General features: G+C 73.2%; 14 protein-coding genes. 2 read left to right on the top strand and 12 right to left on the bottom strand.

Features of this window, described 5'->3' with window-relative positions:
• Positions 1-261: 261 nt before the first annotated feature.
• Positions 262-1,035 (bottom strand): hypothetical protein, encoded by a 774-nt coding sequence (locus tag RB614_RS00825; RefSeq protein WP_308710334.1) that lies wholly within the window; start codon positions 1,033-1,035, stop codon positions 262-264.
• A gap of 165 nt (positions 1,036-1,200) precedes the next feature.
• Between RB614_RS00825 and RB614_RS00820 the strand changes: the two genes are divergently transcribed.
• Positions 1,201-1,776 (top strand): hypothetical protein, encoded by a 576-nt coding sequence (locus RB614_RS00820; RefSeq protein ID WP_308710333.1) that lies wholly within the window; start codon positions 1,201-1,203, stop codon positions 1,774-1,776.
• Here RB614_RS00820 and RB614_RS00815 read toward each other — a convergent pair.
• From RB614_RS00815 to RB614_RS00770, 10 genes are all read right to left on the bottom strand, one after another.
• Entirely contained in the window at positions 1,773-2,240 is a 468-nt protein-coding gene (locus tag RB614_RS00815) for a hypothetical protein (protein ID WP_308710332.1), read from the bottom strand. The two genes, RB614_RS00820 and RB614_RS00815, sit on opposite strands and share 4 nt — an antisense overlap.
• A 342-nt stretch (positions 2,241-2,582) precedes the next feature.
• Complete coding sequence (locus tag RB614_RS00810) at positions 2,583-2,795, bottom strand: hypothetical protein (protein WP_308710331.1); 213 nt, start codon at positions 2,793-2,795, stop codon at positions 2,583-2,585.
• A 686-nt stretch (positions 2,796-3,481) separates the two neighbouring features.
• Positions 3,482-3,682: a hypothetical protein gene (locus RB614_RS00805; RefSeq protein WP_308710330.1), complete on the bottom strand. Its 201-nt coding sequence runs from the start codon at positions 3,680-3,682 to the stop codon at positions 3,482-3,484.
• 21 nt (positions 3,683-3,703) lie between these two features.
• Entirely contained in the window at positions 3,704-4,900 is a 1,197-nt protein-coding gene (locus RB614_RS00800) for a TIGR02679 family protein (RefSeq protein ID WP_308710329.1), read from the bottom strand.
• On the bottom strand, positions 4,897-9,045 hold the full coding sequence (locus tag RB614_RS00795; RefSeq protein ID WP_308710328.1) for a TIGR02680 family protein: 4,149 nt from the start codon (positions 9,043-9,045) through the stop codon (positions 4,897-4,899). Before RB614_RS00795 ends, RB614_RS00800 begins: the two co-directional genes overlap by 4 nt.
• An 11-nt stretch (positions 9,046-9,056) precedes the next feature.
• Complete coding sequence (locus RB614_RS00790; protein WP_308710327.1) at positions 9,057-10,394, bottom strand: DUF2398 family protein; 1,338 nt, start codon at positions 10,392-10,394, stop codon at positions 9,057-9,059.
• On the bottom strand, positions 10,391-12,046 hold the full coding sequence (locus RB614_RS00785; RefSeq protein WP_308710326.1) for a TIGR02677 family protein: 1,656 nt from the start codon (positions 12,044-12,046) through the stop codon (positions 10,391-10,393). The genes RB614_RS00790 and RB614_RS00785 overlap by 4 nt, the downstream gene beginning before the upstream one ends.
• Before the next feature lie 357 nt (positions 12,047-12,403).
• A complete protein-coding gene (locus RB614_RS00780) occupies positions 12,404-13,024 on the bottom strand; it encodes a class I SAM-dependent methyltransferase (RefSeq protein WP_308710325.1) in 621 nt (206 codons plus the stop codon).
• A 74-nt stretch (positions 13,025-13,098) separates the two neighbouring features.
• Complete coding sequence (locus RB614_RS00775; protein ID WP_308710324.1) at positions 13,099-13,893, bottom strand: hypothetical protein; 795 nt, start codon at positions 13,891-13,893, stop codon at positions 13,099-13,101.
• Positions 13,894-13,947: 54 nt separating this feature from the next.
• Positions 13,948-14,277 carry a hypothetical protein gene (locus RB614_RS00770; protein ID WP_308710323.1) on the bottom strand — a complete coding sequence of 110 codons (330 nt, stop codon included), beginning with the start codon at positions 14,275-14,277 and terminating at the stop codon, positions 13,948-13,950.
• Between the two features lie 55 nt (positions 14,278-14,332).
• Between RB614_RS00770 and RB614_RS00765 the strand changes: the two genes are divergently transcribed.
• Entirely contained in the window at positions 14,333-15,208 is an 876-nt protein-coding gene (locus RB614_RS00765; RefSeq protein WP_308710322.1) for a hypothetical protein, read from the top strand.
• Positions 15,209-15,272: 64 nt separating this feature from the next.
• On the opposite strand, the gene RB614_RS00760 is transcribed toward RB614_RS00765, so the two are convergent.
• Positions 15,273-16,106, bottom strand: a complete 834-nt coding sequence (locus RB614_RS00760; protein ID WP_308710321.1) for a sulfotransferase family protein — start codon at positions 16,104-16,106, stop codon at positions 15,273-15,275.
• Between the last annotated feature and the right edge of the window lie 128 nt (positions 16,107-16,234).

Here is a 16,234-nt window from a genome sequence, read left to right as displayed (position 1 = left end):
CTCCCGCGCGCAACGGTCGGGCCTTGGCGGCCCTTCCTGCCAGGTCCGCGTTTGCAAGAGCATGCCTCCGGCGGGAACCTCCGGCTCCGGGATGGCTGCGCCCATGCCATCGGCCCAGGCAAGCCAAGACGGAACCTTCCCCTCAGCCAAGGGCGCCTTCGGCGTCGCTACGCGATGGGCCTACGGCCCACCCTTGTCCGAGGGGAAGAACCCGTCTTCCCGGTGGGTGTGCCGACGGCAGACGGGATGGGCAGCTCCTTATTACGGCTCGCCTGTGATGCAGTGCCGAATGATCCACCTGGCCTTGGCGGCGACAAGCTCGTTGCGGCTGGCCGTGAGCCCCATCGTGAACGCCGCGTCGATGAGCTGCCGGGCGGTTTCCGTGGGCATGAGTTTCTTGGCCATGAGATCCACGGCGGTCCGTCGTCGGCGTTGTGGCGCTGGCGCGAGCCGTTGAGCGGCTGGCGGTTGCTCGCTGGGCATGGCCGGTCCCCAGCCAGAGAGCGGACCCTGGTAGTCCCGGTCCAGGCAGTAGCGCACGAGAGCCTGCACCCAAGGGCGGTAAATGGGTTGCTCGGCGTCGACCTGCTCCAGCTCGTCATACAGCGCGACAGTTACGGCTCCATCCATAGTGAACCCGCCGAGCGCCGTGCCCGGACCGCGGTTCAGGTGCGCGGCGATGAGTCGAGCCGCGTCACCCCGGACAGCACGCTTCGCCCAGGTCGCGCGTTCAATAGCCCGCTCGATCTTGAGCCGATCCACCGGGTGGGGTGCGCGCACCGCGAACTCTTGGTCGGCGGGATAGCGTGCGGATGCTGTGCTGGGACCACGCTCGTCGGCCCAAGCGAGGTGGACGTACGGTCCCGCTCGGCCGACGTCCGTAATCCGGGCCGGACCAAGCACGGGTTCCCGCGCCAGGTCGCCGCAGGCCAGGCTTCCCGCCGGTCGTGGCACGAGAACGAACTGCGGCTCGCCGGGGCGAGCGGTGGCCCGCATCGGTAATAAGTCTCCGATGTGTGACTTGTGTTGTTCCATTCATTTGGTTCTCCTATTTAGTTGTGATTGAATAGATGAAGGCTCCGAGGTGGAGTCTTGAGAGGTGTTTCCAATGGGCCTTATTGGCACATGGAGGCACCTTTTCTCTTTGGGTGAAATGAATACTGGCTGGACACGTTTGGCTGCCTGTGTCACAGTGAGCGCGTGGAAAAGGAGTTTGAAGATCTGCTGCGTGCCAAACTATCCCCGGAGGCGGTCACGCTGACGCTGACGCGCGCCGGATGCTTCCTGTCCGCCTACGAGTTGATTAAGTCCGAAGTTGTCGAGAAGGTGCATCAGTTCTTCTGGCGAGGCTTCCAGGATGGGCAGCATGTGTACGACGAGGAGCGGTACCGGCAGACCGTGCTGTTCCGCAGTCCAAAGAGCAAGTACCGTGCGTCGTGTGCCTGGCTGGTCGAGATGGGTGCGCTCACCGCGGAGCAGGTGGCCACGCTTGAGCAGATACAGGAGCACCGGCAGGAGATAGCCCACGAACTGCCGAAGCTTCTGATAGATCCCACGTTCGACGTGCGTGCCGATTTGTTGGTCGCAGCCGTGGAAATCGTCCGGAAGCTCGGTGTCTTTTGGGGTTCGATTGAGGTGGACACAAGCGCGGAGTGGGACGGCAAAGAAGTAGACTATGAGGGCATCAAGTCTGGCTCGTATCTCCTGATGGATTACCTGCTCGTGATTGCCGAGCTGTCACCGGACGCTGATAAGCAGGCCGAACCGGTGCCTTAACGGTGCGGGAAGGCCAGCCGTCGCCGAATCGCCGCCACCTCCGATGGCTCGACGCTGAGCCTGCCGCCAATCCGTACCTTGGATTGCCTTTCGGCCCAACGCTCCCAACGGTCGTACGCCTCGGCTTCAGTAGTGCCTGCGGCAGCAGCTACCTCGGCGAGAGATGCACCGGCTGCGAAGGCCCGGTGCATGGAGAGCGGCTGCCAGCGAGACCACCAGGCGACAACGGCCGAGGACAGCGCCAGCTCGGCCAGGTGGTGGCTGGAATCTTGGGGTCGCTCGCCGTCGGTAGTAACGGTCAACGCGTGGTCGCGCAGTTCGGTCAGCAGCGTGTACGGGTTGTGCTGCTCGGCCTCGGCGCAGGTCAGGGGCACAGGTGTCTCGGCTTCGCGCTCGTAGATGACCGGCTCGTCATGCGTGGTGATGTCCCTCGCGGCTCCTCTCGGTTGGTTGATCTGTTCCATATGTACTTGTTCCTTGCTTAGGTGCTGGCCGTAGCCGGGTATGGCGAGGCGGAGCTGCCCTGAGGGACAACTCCGCCTGAACGCCGTTCATGCCGGGGGCAGCTTGGTGACCTGGCCGTCGAGACCCGTACCCTCCGAGCCGTCAAGACCTAGTGCCAGACGGACATGTTCCAGCTCTCGCCGGAGGTCGGGCAGGTTCGAGTAAGACTCCAAGAGGTCCACCCGACGCGTGCCAGGCGCGCCCGAGTGCGGGCCGGCCCGCCATCGACACGGGCCTGGCGCTGTCTCCGGGCGGTCCAGGCTGCGGCGACAGCCGGGGCGGGACCGACCTGCGAACGGGCATCAGCCGGTGCGGCGGTTGCTCCATTGGCGCTGGCTCTGGACCGGGCCACGACCGCCCGGGTACTGGCCCTTGCCGTGCGGCTGCGACTGTGCCGACGACTTGCCCTTACCCTTGGCGCGCCGCTCGGCTCGATTGGCGAAGACGGGAACGTCCGGTGCGGCGTCGTCAGCGGGCGCAGATCGATCATCCGACGTCTCGTCGGGCTCGCCCATAGGCGTCGTATTGTCCGGCATCGAAGCCTCCCGAAGTGACCGGCGCGGTGGCGTGGACGACGCCTGCCACAGCGTAACCTGCGCCTCGCGGGCGCGGCCAAGACGCGCGTTCGGGTTCGGGCGGGGGCCACGATTTCCTATCGAGCCGCGCCTACTCCTCTACCTGGTGCGATGGCCACTAACGTTCACCGGGGTGACCGGCGACCTTCGGCCCCATGGTCACCCGGGCCGTCAAAGGTTAGTGGCCACCGCACCAGCCGCCAGCGAGCTCGCCGGCGGCTGCTCACGCTGGATCGTCATCGGCGAGCAGGGCGTCGCGATCAGGTGAGCAGCGGCCGCCGCCACCGTTCGAGGATCCGGTCGATGTCGTTGCGGGCCCGCTCCCGGGCCCGCTCCCGCGGCACGCCGGCCATCGGCAACGCGGTCCTCATGCCGCACCGAGGCGATCACAGCCCGGGGTCACGGCGTCTGGGTCGAGCGCCCGACCGGCGGCGCTGCGCCCCACCCGGCCGCTGCCGCGGGTACCGGTGTGTCGGCTGATCGCCGCCGCCCGCTGCGGTGGGCGGCCCGGGAGCAGCCGGCCGATCTGCTCGGCCAACTCACGTAACGCTGGCGCGTCAGCGCCTGCTCGGCGGCGGTCACCACCCGACGCTCCAGCTTCGAAGCGGGGCTGCATCGCCGGCAGGCTACCCGGTGCGGCGCTCAGCCGGTCGCGACGGGGCCCGCGGACGAACCCGAGGTTCGACGGACTGGTCCCCGGCGGCCAGCTCCGGTGCGGGCAGCACGCCGTCGCCGGCGAGCGTCGGGACCGCGGACGTACGGCGGAGCAGGTCGCGTAGCAGCTGCCGGTCCAGCATGTCCTGGCGGTGAGTCTGTGCGACCGACACATGACGGATGGGGGCACGGCTTTACGGGCGGGGGCGTGCGAGATCGCTCAGGAGGTCGTCGAGCAGGCGTTCCTCCATCACGGCGCGCCCAACGCGGCTCAGCGCGTCCGCGAGCGTCGGGTCCCATGGGCTCTCCGCCCGGGTGCCGAGCAACGCCGGCCCAGATCCGGCGGCCCGCAGGTAGTCGTCGCCGGTCATGCGCCACGGCACGGCGTTCGGGTAGCGGGCCAGCGCGGCGGCGGTCAGGCGGAGGCCGACCCAGTCGAAGTCGTTGCGCCACCTGATCGTCGCGTCCGCCGCATACCGCAGGAGCTGGTGCGCGGCGGCCGAAGGCGTGCCCTCGGTGCAGGCCAGCGGCCTCGCCCCCGGGCCGAACCGCGCGGCGGCGGCGCGCAGCACCGCCGGGTTTTCGCAGACGAAGATCTCGTCGCACTCCAGCCGCAGGGGCCCGAGGCGGAGCTGGTGGAGGGTGAGGCGCATGGGTACGCCGGCCTGCCTTGCCTGGCCGAGCCAGCTGCCCACCAGGCCACCCGAGGCGGGCAGGTTGAGCACGAGGACCTGGCTGGCGAGGTCGTCCGGCACCACGCCCACCGACTCCCAGAGCGCCCGCTCCTGTTCGGTGTTGGCCGGCGCGGCGACCTCCTGCCAGGCGGCCAGCGCGCGCAGTACGAGGCCGCGCACCGCGCCGTCGGCAAGGGCCTTCGTGTCGTCGAGGACCCGTTCGGCGAAGACGGGCATCGGCTCGTCGGCCGCCGGCAGCGCGTCCAAGACCCTGACGACCTCCGTGAACGGGAGTCCGGTGCGGATCACGCGGGTCAGCGTGCCGTCGCGGCGCATCCCCTCCAGCCACTCCTCGTACCAGCCGGCGGTGCCGTGGCGCCCCTCGCGGGCGATGGAGAGCAGCGCGTCCCGGGCGACGGCCTCCTGTTTGAGCTCGCCCGGCCGGTTGCGCAAGGGCTTGGTCACGGAGAGGACGTCGGCGAGGCTGGCGCCGTGTGCGGCCCGGAGGAAGGCGTCGAGCTCCGCCAAAGAGACGGTCAGCCGCTGCGCGGTCGCCGACCGGTGCGCGCCGGTGACACCGATGACCACCAGGCGCTCGGCTTCGGTGGGCGCGGTCACGGAGATGCTGCCGTCGAGCGAGCCGCCGCTGCGTTCCAGGCTGCGCCGGGCCGCCGCGAGCAGCCGCACCCACCCGGGGTCCTCAGGCGGCCCGCTCATTCGTCCATGCCGTCGAGGGCAAGCTGTGCGGGCGCGCCCCCATCAACGGCCCCGGGTCCGGAAACGACGGAAACGGCGGGTGCGCGACGGGTCTCGGGCGAGCCGAGGGCGCGGGCGAGGCTTCCGTCGAAGTCGGCCACGTTCGCGGAGCCGTCCCAGACCAGCAGGACGGTGGAGACCGTGTGCTCGACCGCGGAGTGTGACAGGTCGTAGTGGGCGGCAGCGCGCACCGCCGGGTGGGCGGCCCAGAGGTCGTACCCGGTCATGAACAGGTCCAGGTCGAACTGCCTGGCCAGCGACATCAGCTCGCCGCGCCCGTTGTCGTCGACGCCGGCGAACGCCTCGTCCAGCCCGAGCAGCCGGGGCGCGTCCGGGCGGGCGGAGCCGAACAGGGCGTTCGCGGCCGCGAAGAGCGGCAGGTGCAGGGAGACCGACTGCTCGCCGCCGGAGAGCTGGCTGTGCCGGGCGCGGGTGAGTGCCTCGGTGCCGCCGCCGGGGCGGTGCAGCGTGAACGCGAATACCCGCCACCGCCGGTAGTCGAGGACGTCGGCCAGCAGGTCCCGGTACGGCTGCTCGGGCGCGGTCGCGCGGGCCGCCTTGATCCGGGTGGCGAAGTGCCGGCGGAGGGTGGTGAGCTGGGCGGGCCCCAGGCGGGCCGGATCGCGCTCCAGCAGCTTGCAGACCTCGCGCTGCTCCGGGTCGAGGTCGTCGGAGAGCCGCCAGCCCACGCCGACCGTCATTCCGGACGACATGCGCCGGGCCCGCATCTGCGCGTCCATGCTCTCGACCAGGTCGCGGGCCTCGATGGTACGGCGGTGGATCTGCCGGGCGAGCTGGCCCAGCAGCGCGTCCTCGAGGATCCGCTGCTCGGCGTCGGTGAGCAGCTGTTCCTGGTCGGCCCGCTCGCGAGCGATCCGCTCGGCAAACCGGGCGACCGGACTGAGCCCTTGCTCGTCGGCGACCCGTACGACGATCACGCCGTCGTCGGTGTCCCACTCCGGCCGGTGGTCGAGGCCGGACGCGGGCAGCTGCGCCTGTAGCTCGGTGAGCGCGGAGGTCAGCCGGGTCGCGCTCTGCTTGAGCGAGGTCTCCGTCGGGCTCAGCTCCCGGGTGGCGGCGAGGATCGCGTCGTGCAGCGCCACCACCTGCGGGTCGAGGGCGGCGTCGGTCGCGTCGCCGTGCCCCGGCCAGCGCAGGTCGGTCGGGCAGCGCAGCAGGCCCAGCAGGTCGGCGTGGGAGAACGGGCGCAGCCGCAGCGCCTCGTGGTGCGCCTCCTTCCCGGCGTCGGCCAGCGACTGCTCGCTCAGCTCGACCCGGGCACGGGCGCCGGCGCACCGCTCCCGGGCGGCGGCTACCTCCTCGCGCGCGTCGGCCAGCGCCGTCTCGGCCGCGGTAACCTCCCCCTCCACCCGTGCCACGTCGGCCAGGACCTGCTCGGCCTCGGCCCCGATGGCGGCGCGCAACGTCTGGTACGCCTGGTCCTTCTCCTCGTACCGGAGGGTCGCCTCGTGCTGTGCGGCCTGCGCCTCGACCAGCCGGTCGTGCGCCTCGGCGTGCCGCCCCTCCGCCTCCCGCGCGGCGTCCGCGGCCCGGGTCGCGGCCGGACCGGCGGTGTCGAGGCGTACGCCCTGGTTTTCAAACCGGGCCGTGGCGTCGGCGACCTCGTCGACCCGGTCGGCCGGGAGCGAGCGGTCGGCGGTGACCCGACGCAGCGCGGCGCCGGCGGCGGCCTGCTCGGCGAGCGCCTGGTCGAGGCGTTGGGCGGCGGCGGCCGCGGCCTGCTGGTGGGTGCGCAGGGTCACGGCGGCCCGGTCCAGCTCGCGCAGCGCGGTGTGGATCGGGGCCAGAGACGGCAGGTCAGCGGCGGCTGCCTCGACCGCGGCCAGCACCTCTTCGATCGCCGCGCGCTCCCGCTCCACTCCGGCGATTTCGGCGTCGAGTGTGGACAGTGTGCGGTCGCACTCGGCGATCCGGACGGCGCGGCGGGCGGCCCGCGCGGTCGCGCCGATGTACTCCGGTGCCGCCTTGCCGTACGCGCCGAGCGTGACGTCCTGGGCGTACTGGCCGGAGCGGCCGATCGTCGTGGGTGCCGGCGCGTCCGGTGTGACCGTGTCGGCCAGCGCGATCGATGCCAGCACCGCGCGGATCTGTCCGGCCGGTACCCCGTCCTGCTCCTCGGGCAGCAGCACGTCGGCGAGGATCGGCCCCGCGGGTCGGCGGCTCTCCGGCAGCGCGACGAGGTAGCCGTCCTGCTCGCCGGCGGCCAGGGCGGTCGCGGTGGCCGGCGTCGTGGGGTGTACCCAGGCGTCCAGCAGCCCGGCGGCCTGCAACGCCGCCTCGATCGCGGCCGCCTCCGGGTCGTTCACCTCCTCGGCGAACCGGACCAGCCGCCACAGCGGGGCCCCGGCCCGGCCGTCACGCGACGCCGGCCGGGTGAGCGCGGCGGGCGGGGCGTCGTCGTGCTCGGCGGCGATCCGGGCGCGTTCCGCCGCGACCTCGGCCCGCCGATCCCGCAGCGACGAGCGGCGCGACCGCAGCGTGGCGAGCGTGTCGCGCCGGGTGGCGACGGCCGGCGTGGTCGCCTCGGCGTACCCCTCCTTGAGGGTCTGGGCACCGGCCTCGCCGGCCTGGTCGACGGCGGCGCGCAACGCCGGCGCCAGCTCGGGCAGGGCGATCGCGGCCAGCAGGTCGGCGTGCCGCCGTTCCCACCGGTCCAGATCGGCGCCGACCTGGCGGCGGGCCTCGCCGGCGGCGGCTTCGGCACGCCGCTCGGCCCGCTCGGCCTCCTCGGCCGCGGCCGCGGCGGCGGCCGCGTCCTGGGCGGCGCGCACGTGCTCGCGCTCGGCCTGGGCGAGCCGGGCCGCGTGCTCGCGCACCGCCCGTACGTCGTCGCGCCGGGCGGTGACCCGGGCGCTGATCCGGGTGGCGAGGCCGTCGCCGCGAGCGTCTTCGGCGGACCAGGGAATGCCGGCCGCCTCGGCGTCCAGCAGCAGGTCGGCGGCGAGCCGTTCGACCGCCGCCCGGGCGTCGCGGGCGGCCGCCGCGGCGCGGTCCCACTCGTCGCGCCGCCGTGCGACCGCGGTCCGCTCGGTCCGCGTGACCGCGGTCGAACGCTCCACTGCGGCGGAGAGGTCGTGGACGTGCCGCTCGAGGTCGGCGAGCTGCTCGTGCGACCGGTACGCGGCCGAGCTCTTCAGGCTGTCCAGGTGGGCGCGGAGCCGGCCGGGCGCACCGTCGACGAAGTGGAGCCGGTTGGTGGCCGCCTCCTCGGCGGTGGTGGCTCCGGCGAGCGCCTCCCGGGCGGCTGCCAAGGCCGCGCGGCGCTCGTCCGCCGTGGCGCGCCTCGTGCTCAGCGCGTCCGCGGCCGCTCGCGCGTGCGTCCGCAGGTACGTCGAGTAGACCGCGAGGAACGCGGCGGTCGCGGCGTCGGCGGCGACGAGCCCTTCCAGGGTGCGCGCCACCGCCTCCATGTCGTCGAAGGAGGCGGCCGCCTCCACCAGCAGGTGGTCGTCGACCGGCCGGAGGCCGCGCTGCAGCGTACGGGAGAGCTCGACCGGGTTGAGGTCCTTGGCGAGCTGGGGTTTGCGCAGCGTCAGCACGAGGTCGAGCATCTGCTCGTACCGGGCCGGCCCGAGTCCGAAGAGCCGGGCGTCGACCAGGTGGCGGTACTCCTCGGGCGAGTCGCGCACCGCGTCGGCGCCGAGCTGGGCGATCAGGTCTCGCCGGCTCAGCGGCCGGTCGTCCGCGTCGAGCAGGGAGAAGTCTTCGCCGACCCGCCCCTCGGTGACGAAGTGCCAGCGGGTGACCCGGTCGACGTGCCGGTGCGCGCGCAGGCCGATGCCGATCGTGACGTACTGGCCGGCACGGCCGAACTCCATCCAGACGTACGAGTGGGCGACGTCCTGGCCGCGGTAGAGCAGGTTGGACTTCATCGTGCGGTCTTCGCTGGCGAACGGGTTGAGCCGGCGCGGCTCGATCCGCCCGTCGAGCAGGAACGGGAACAGGACTTCCAGCGCCTTGGTCTTTCCGGAGCCGTTCGGCCCGCGCAGCACCAGCCAGCCGCCGGCGAAGAGGAACTCCTCGTCGCGGTAGTCCCAGAGGTTGATGATGCCGGCGCGGGTGGGCGCGAAGCGTCCGTCAGGCATGGGCTCCTCAGTCAAACGAGCGTCCGTTTTCGAACCGTCGCCACGGTGTTGCGGTAACGCCCGACCAGGGGGCGGACCAGGACGCCACCCGGCACCACGATCACCGCGCCGAAGCGGGCCAGCAGCGCGACCGCCTCGACGCGCAGCCGCTCCGGGTCGGCGTGCCACTGCGCACCGAACGCGGAGGCGTACCGGCGCAGGAGCTCCTCGACGGCGGTACGCAGGAAGCTGTCGGTGACGAACGGCAGCTTGACCGGGTCGCCGTCGCCCTCGTCCGGCTCCGCCACGGCCGGCGGCCGGCTCTCTTCGATCGCGACGAGCGTGGCGGTCGGCAGTCCCGCGTCGATCTCGGCGATCACCGCCTGGTGCCGGTCGCGCGGGTCCGGCGGGGTCATCCGCTTGACCCGGCGGCCGTCCGGGTCGGCCACCCGGTCGGCCATCTCGGTCGCGAGCAGCACGGCCGCCTGGGCCACCGAGCCGGTGCCGGGAAACCGCTCGGTGGAGAGGTTGGCGGTGTCGACGAGCAGTACCCCCTCGGCGCGCCGCTCCACCCTGAGCCCGGTCAGGCGCTGCAGGTCGGCGGCGAGCACCGAGCCGCGCAGGTGGTTGGCGGCCGCATCGTCCACATCGGAGTAATAGACGACGGGGCGCTCCACCACGGCGCGGCGGGCGGCCTGCGCGGCGGCGCGGCGCTCGGCGTTTCCGCTGTTGGCGATCGAGCGGGACAGCAGCGCGGAGACCGAGTCGAGGTGCTGCAGCACGCGGCTCGGCCGGAAGAGCGCGAACACCACGTCCCGCGAAACGTCGTACAACGCCTCGCCGGCTCCCGGATCGCTGGCCCACGCGGCGGTGGAGCCGTCGGCGAGGCGGAGCGCGCCCCGGTCCTCCAGCCAGCCGACCGCGTCGACGAACGCTCGCCGGTCAGCGCCCCGGTCCGGGTCCAGGCCCAGCCCGGCGATCCGGCCGGCGTCGGCGGCGACCGACTCGGCCAGCTCGCTCAGCGCGATCTGCACGCCGGCCCGGCCGAGCACGGCCAGGCAGAGCGCGAGATAGGCGTACCGCTGGCGGTCGAACGGGCGGTCGGTGCGGGAGACCGCGGGCTGGGTGGCGTCGAGCTGGTCCTTGGCGCGCACCAGCCGGGCCGTCGAGCCGTGCAGCTCCAGCCGGTACCCGAACGCGTCGGCGAGGTCCTGCCGGAGCGTGGCGCCGAACCGGCGTACCCGGGAAAGGGCCTTCTCGTCGGGCCAGGTCGCGGTGATCAGCGGGTGGCGCAGGACGAGGCGCACGGCGCGCTGGTAGTCGCCGAGCTCCAGGTCGGAGATGTCCCGGGCGAACCGGCCCTCGCTCATACCGCGACCAGCTCCCGCTGCCGGGCGGCGGTGTGGCCGGCGGGGTCGACCGAGAGGGTGAAGCCGTCGAGGTACAGCGTCCCGCCGGCGGTCGGCACCGCGGTATACCGGCCGGCGGCCGGGGTGAGGGTGAGCCGGATGCCGTACGCGGCGGCGGCCAGCGCGACCCCGGCGCGCCCGGGGACTCGCGCCGCCAGGGCGATGTCGAGCATCCTGAGCAGCACCGCGGTCTGCGGCTCATCGAGCGGCTCCGCGCCCAGCGCCAGCTCCACCAGCCCGGCGGCCGCCTGCGCCGAACGCCGCTCCTGCGCGAGCTGTGCCTCGCGCAGCCGGGCCCGCGACTCGGGTGCCCGCTCCACCCGCGCCGGGCGGCCGTTGCCCTGGCCGGGCGCGCGGCCAGCCTCGACAAGCGTGCGGGACAGCTCCACCGCGGGCGCCTCCCACCACGAGTGGCGGGTCGGGATCGCCTCCGGATCGCTGTGCGCCACGCCGACGTGCCGCGGACCGCCCAGCCCGAACGCCGCGTCGAAGAGCGCGTGCGCCGCCTCCTGGCTGCCCGCCGCGGTGAACCAGGCGGCCAGGTGCCGCAGCTGCGACTCCCGGCTCACGCCGCCCCGGCGCGCCTCGGTCACCCGGCGCAGCAGCGCCAGCACGTCGCCGATGGCGGAGATAGTCGCGTCGGCAAGCCGGTCTGCCTCGCTGAGCTGGTCGCTGCCGGGCGGCGCCAGCCAGGACCGCAGCCCGTCCCAGCGGCGCCGCCAGTCGGCCAGGCGCTCCGCCGGGGTGCGGAAGATCCGCTCGTCCACCTCGGCCGCCGCCTCGATCATGCGCTCCAGCCCGGTCTCCTCGACCGCGTACACGGCTTCGCGCAGCCGGGGCGTGTATCGCTGGAGCTCGTCGTGGAAGTCGCGCAAATGGGCCAGCAGGGCGTCCTTGTGCGCCAGGAACGTCTCCGGACGGGCGTCGTTGGTGCGGCTCAGGTCACCGAGCATGTGGTAGAACCGCGCGGCCCGCTCGGCGATGTCGGCCAGCGCCCGGTCGAGCCGGTTGAGCTTGCGGTAGACCTCCTCCGCGTCGCCCGCCGCGTTGGCCGAGGCGAGCGCCGCGAGGTCGGCCAGCAGGTCGGCGAAGACCAGGCGGGACAGTGTCGTGTCGTCCATCGTCGCGGTGAGCACGCTCTCGACCGCCCGGTGCGCCCGGAAGCCGGCCTCGGTGAACTGGTACACCGAGTGCCGGTTGCGGTACTCCGCGAGCGTGGTGGCGCGGGTGCCGTCCTGGCCGCGGTCGAGCACGCCCCAATCGACCAGCGCGTCGAGCAGCCGGGGCAGCTCCAGGTCGTCCGGGTCCGGGCAGTCCTCGTGCGCGCCGTGCAGGCCGGCGAGCGCCGCCGCGACGTCGGAGGTGTGCAGGAGCACGTGGTAATTGGCACGGGCCGCGTCGAAGGCGCGCAGCACCCACAGGTACGCCAGCCGGTTGTCGGCCGTCACGTATCCGAACAGCCGCATCCGATCGTCGAGCCCGAAGACGTCGAGCCCGAACGCGGTCCGGCTTGCCCGCTTCTCCTCCATCGCGCCGCCCACCCTACCGAGCGGGCCCGACAAGCCGCCGCACCCGCCCGGGTGAACGGCCACGACCAGGCGGCCGACACTCATGAAAGAGATGTGAGCTGCCGCGACGTCCGCGGTGGTCCAGACCGTCGCTCCCGCGGCCTCGCCCTTCGCGCCTGGTCGCGGTCACCCCTTCTACCGCCGGCCGCGTGCGCGGCCCGCGCCGGGGCCGGGACGTCGACGCCGGATGGCTCTGAGTAAATCGTGGTATTTGGTATGAATGTGGATCTAGAACACTTAGGGCGCTATATCATCCCTAGATGTTCTAGATCTACTTGGTCCGGTCGCAACGACCGAGCCGGCGGAGTTGACGAAGAGCGCACCGCCAATTGCGCGAACGGCTCCCGAGGGGCGGTTGCGTACCACGATCTGCGCCCGCCGGCCGGCGCACCCGGCGGCCGGTCAGGTTTCGGGGGCCCGAATCGTGCGGAGCAGGAAGCCGCTCAGGGTGAGGTCGCGGCCGTCCCAGTCGGCGGCCACGCCGATCTCCTCGACCTCGGTGCCGACCCACGCGGGCGCGGCGAAGGGCGACCGCAGGTACTCCTCGGTCAGCCCCCAGCCCTCCCCCGCTCGCAGCGACACCGCCAGCACGAAGACGGTGGCGCCCGGCGCGGCGAGGCCAGGCAGCAGCGCGAGGTACGCATCCGCCTCGTCGTCGCCGCGCCGCTGGAGGCTGTGCAGCAGTCCGGAGTCGAACACCGAGTCGAACGGCGCCGGCGGCAGCGACAGGCGGGTCGCGTCCTGGACCTCGAAGCGCACCGCGAGCCCCTCGGCGGCGGCCTTGGCCCGGGCCATCTCGATCGCGACGGGTGAGATGTCGACCGCGGTCACGTCGTAGCCGCGACGGGCGAGGGCGAGCGCGAGGTCGCCCGTGCCGCACCCGGCGTCGAGCACCTTCGGCCCTTTCACGCCCTGGTCCAGCACGGCCGCGAGCGCCGGCTGCGGACCGCCGATCTCCCAGGGTGGCCCGCCCAGGCCGGCGGTCTCCTGGTAGACCGCGTCGAAGTCGATCCGCTCGCCCACCGTGACCTCCTCGGCGGTCAAGAAGCCCGGACCCACCCAGCCTGCCACAGCACCGCTGGCGGCGGTGGTGCCTTTCAGGTGAGGACGACGCGCGGGATGGGAGCCGTGTCGGCGTTCCAGGACGGCATCGGGCGGGTGCTGCGGACCGGGCGGCGGGCCGGGCGGGTGCGGCTGGCCGCCTGGCGCACGCGGAGCGCGGCCGAGATCGCCTCGGTGTCGAGGCTCCGCTTGGCGGCCACCGCCACCTCGGCCGCCTGCCACGCCGCGCGTTCCACTTCGGACAGTGTTTCGCACGCGCGGCGCAGGCGGTCGCGGCGGGCGACGCGCAGCCGGGTCTCCTGCTCGAACGGATGGCGGCGTGGATCCCAGCCGTTTCGGCCGGAAATCACGTCACCGAACTGGTCGGCGGTAAGGTCTCCGCGGCGGTACGCGGCGGCCGCCGCCCGCTCCAGATAGCGGCGGCGCGCAGATACATCATCCACTGTAGATGGTGTTTTCGGGGTGCCGAAAGCCTCCGCCTGGATGGTCCGCAATGCCGCCTCGGCCGCCTCGTCGTAGGCGCGCCAGGCCGCCTGCTGGGTGCGGGAAACCGCGGCCCACTCGGCGCGCCGCCGCTCCGCCGTGACCGCGGCATGGCTCGCCGCCACCGCCACCTCCTCCGCGTACCGGCGCAGCTCGGCCTGGCGGGCGGCGGGCGACTCGCGCCGCGACCTGACCCGTCGCTCAGGCCGCGGCCGGCTCCGGCGCCAGCGGCGCTGGGCGGAGATGGCCATCGCCACGAACGGTGCCGCGCCCACGGCGACGAGCGCCAGCCAGATCATGGCGGCGCCGCGGACGTCCAGCAGGAAACCATGGAAATCGATCTTCACGGGATACACCTCACCCACGGAATCGAGGGGTACGGGAGGGAGGTTGTGCCGGGATCAGCGAGCCGGCCGGGGCGGAGCGCGCTCGCCCGTCGCCGACCGGTCGGCGCTTTCGACGGTGACCCGCTCGGCGGGCACCGGCGCCTGGGCGGCCCGCGGCTCGACGGCCCCGGGCACGGGCGCGGCGGGGGCCTCGGCCACGGCCGCCGCGTCGATCTCTGTGGAGACTCCCGCCTCGACACAGACGCTCACCGGCGTCGTGACCTCGGGTGGGGGCGCCGCGTGGGCGGACCCGGGGGCGGCCAGCACGGCCAGGAAGGCGAGGCCGACGACAAGACGTCCGCGCAGGCGACCCCGCTCGCGGCGGGCAGGCGCGGCGACGGACATCCATATACGTTATCGCAGTCGGGAACCGGACACGCCCGAGCGCCGTCAAAACGAGATGACGATCGCACCCGGCTTTCGCGCGGCCGCTGCCGCCTCCCTGTTTCTGCTGGTCGCGTGCGCGCAAGATGGCGGTGACAGCGCGCCATCGGGCGACACGCCGGTCCCGCGCGACGCGGACGCCGTGGCGTTGCGGATCGCCTACACCGGCGGCTTCACCACCCCCGGCGACAGCGTGGCCCGGTTACCGATCGTGACGATCTACGGCGACGGACGCGCCATCGTCCAGGGCCCGCAGCCGGCGATCTACCCGGGCCCGGCGCTGCCCAACCTCCAGGTGATCAAGATCTCCAGCGCGGACGTCGACAAGCTCGTCGAGCGGGCCACCGACGCCGGCGTCGGCACCGCCGGAGACCTGGGGCGGCCGCCGGTCGCCGACGCACCGTCGACGCGGTTCACGGTCGACACCACGGGCGGGCCGGCGACCACGGAGGTGTACGCGCTGAACGAGACCGCCGACACCGGCACCGGCCTCACCGCCGACCAGGTCGCGGCCCGCGCCAAGCTGCGCGACCTGGTCACTGCGGTCAGCGACCTGCACGGCACGCTCGGCGTCGCGTCCGGGTCGGAGCAGCCGTACCAGGCGGTCACGCTGGCCGCCATCGCCTCGCCGTACGTGACGCCCGAGCCCGCCGCCGGTTTGAAGCAGCCCGAGGTCGCCTGGCCGGGTCCGGCGCTGCCCGGCACGTCGATCGGCAACGGGCTGGACACCGGATGCGTGACGGTCACCGGCGCTGACACGGGCAAGGTGCTGTCCGCCGCGGACAAGGCCAACGCGGCGACGCCGTGGACCTCCGAGGGTCGCAAGTGGACGGTCATCGTCCGCCCGCTGCTGCCGGACGAGAAGGACTGCGCCGACCTGCTCGACGGATAGGGAGCTTCCGGCGGGTCTCGGTGGATGTCGGCGGACCCACGGAGACCCGCCGGGCCTACCCGGGTCAGTCGGAGCCGGGCCAGGGGTCGCGCCAGCGCAGCAGCTCCGCGAGCCGCGCGTTGTACGGCACGAAGTAGTCGCGCAGCGACCGGGCCACCTCCGCCGGCGGCCCACCCCGCTCCACCCGCCGGGTGTGCTGGGCAAACCGGGGCGGCAGAAACGGCTCCAGGTCGAGAAACTCCAGCAGCTCCGCGTACGTCGAGGCGGGGTCGGCGTAGAAGTCCTCGCTCCGCACGACCATGAGGCGCTCGCGCGGCACGTGCCGGAGCCACCGCTCCAGCTGCTCCGCGTACCGCCCGCGGGCCGCGTACGAGTACCGGCGTAGCACCGCGTGGGCGGCCCGGCTGTCCGGCCCGGCGCGCAGCGCCCAGGCGAGCCGGTCGTGCTCGGCGGCGATCGCCTCGGCGAAGGTGAGCGGCTCCACGCCGTACGACCGGGTTTGCAGGTAGTGCGAGTAGGCCCGCTCGACCGGGTCGCGCAGCAGCGCGATGAAGCGCCCGTTCGGCAGCGTCGCCGCCGCCCGCTCGGCAGCGCGCGGGTGAAACAGGTAGTACGGGCTCGCCTCGAAGCTCAACCGCCCGGCCATCGGCGCCGGGAAGTGCCCCCGGTACCAGCGCTCCCCGCGTCCATAGTGGATGCTGAAGAACTGGATCTCCTTGCCGGCCGCGGCGCGCACCTGCGGGTGCTCGGCGAGGTACCGGTGCAGCGAGGTGGTGCCGCACCGCTGGCCGCCGATCACGAGGAAGTCGGGCAGCGCGCCCGGAGCCACCGCGCGAGCCCAGGCGCGGGTGCTGCGCACGGCCCGGCGCACCGTGTCGACCGCGGGACGGCGGTTCATGACGCCGGCCACGCCGCTACCACCCGTAGCGCCATGGTCACCTCCCGAGCGGTCCCGTCACGGACGGCTCAGAGTCTGCCACAACCGCGTGCCGCCACTTCGCGAGGGCGGTTCACCTTTACCGCCCC

This window comes from Phytohabitans maris, from assembly GCF_031085175.1.
Taxonomy (GTDB): domain Bacteria; phylum Actinomycetota; class Actinomycetes; order Mycobacteriales; family Micromonosporaceae; genus Phytohabitans; species Phytohabitans maris.
This window is presented reverse-complemented; position numbering and strand designations above follow the sequence as displayed.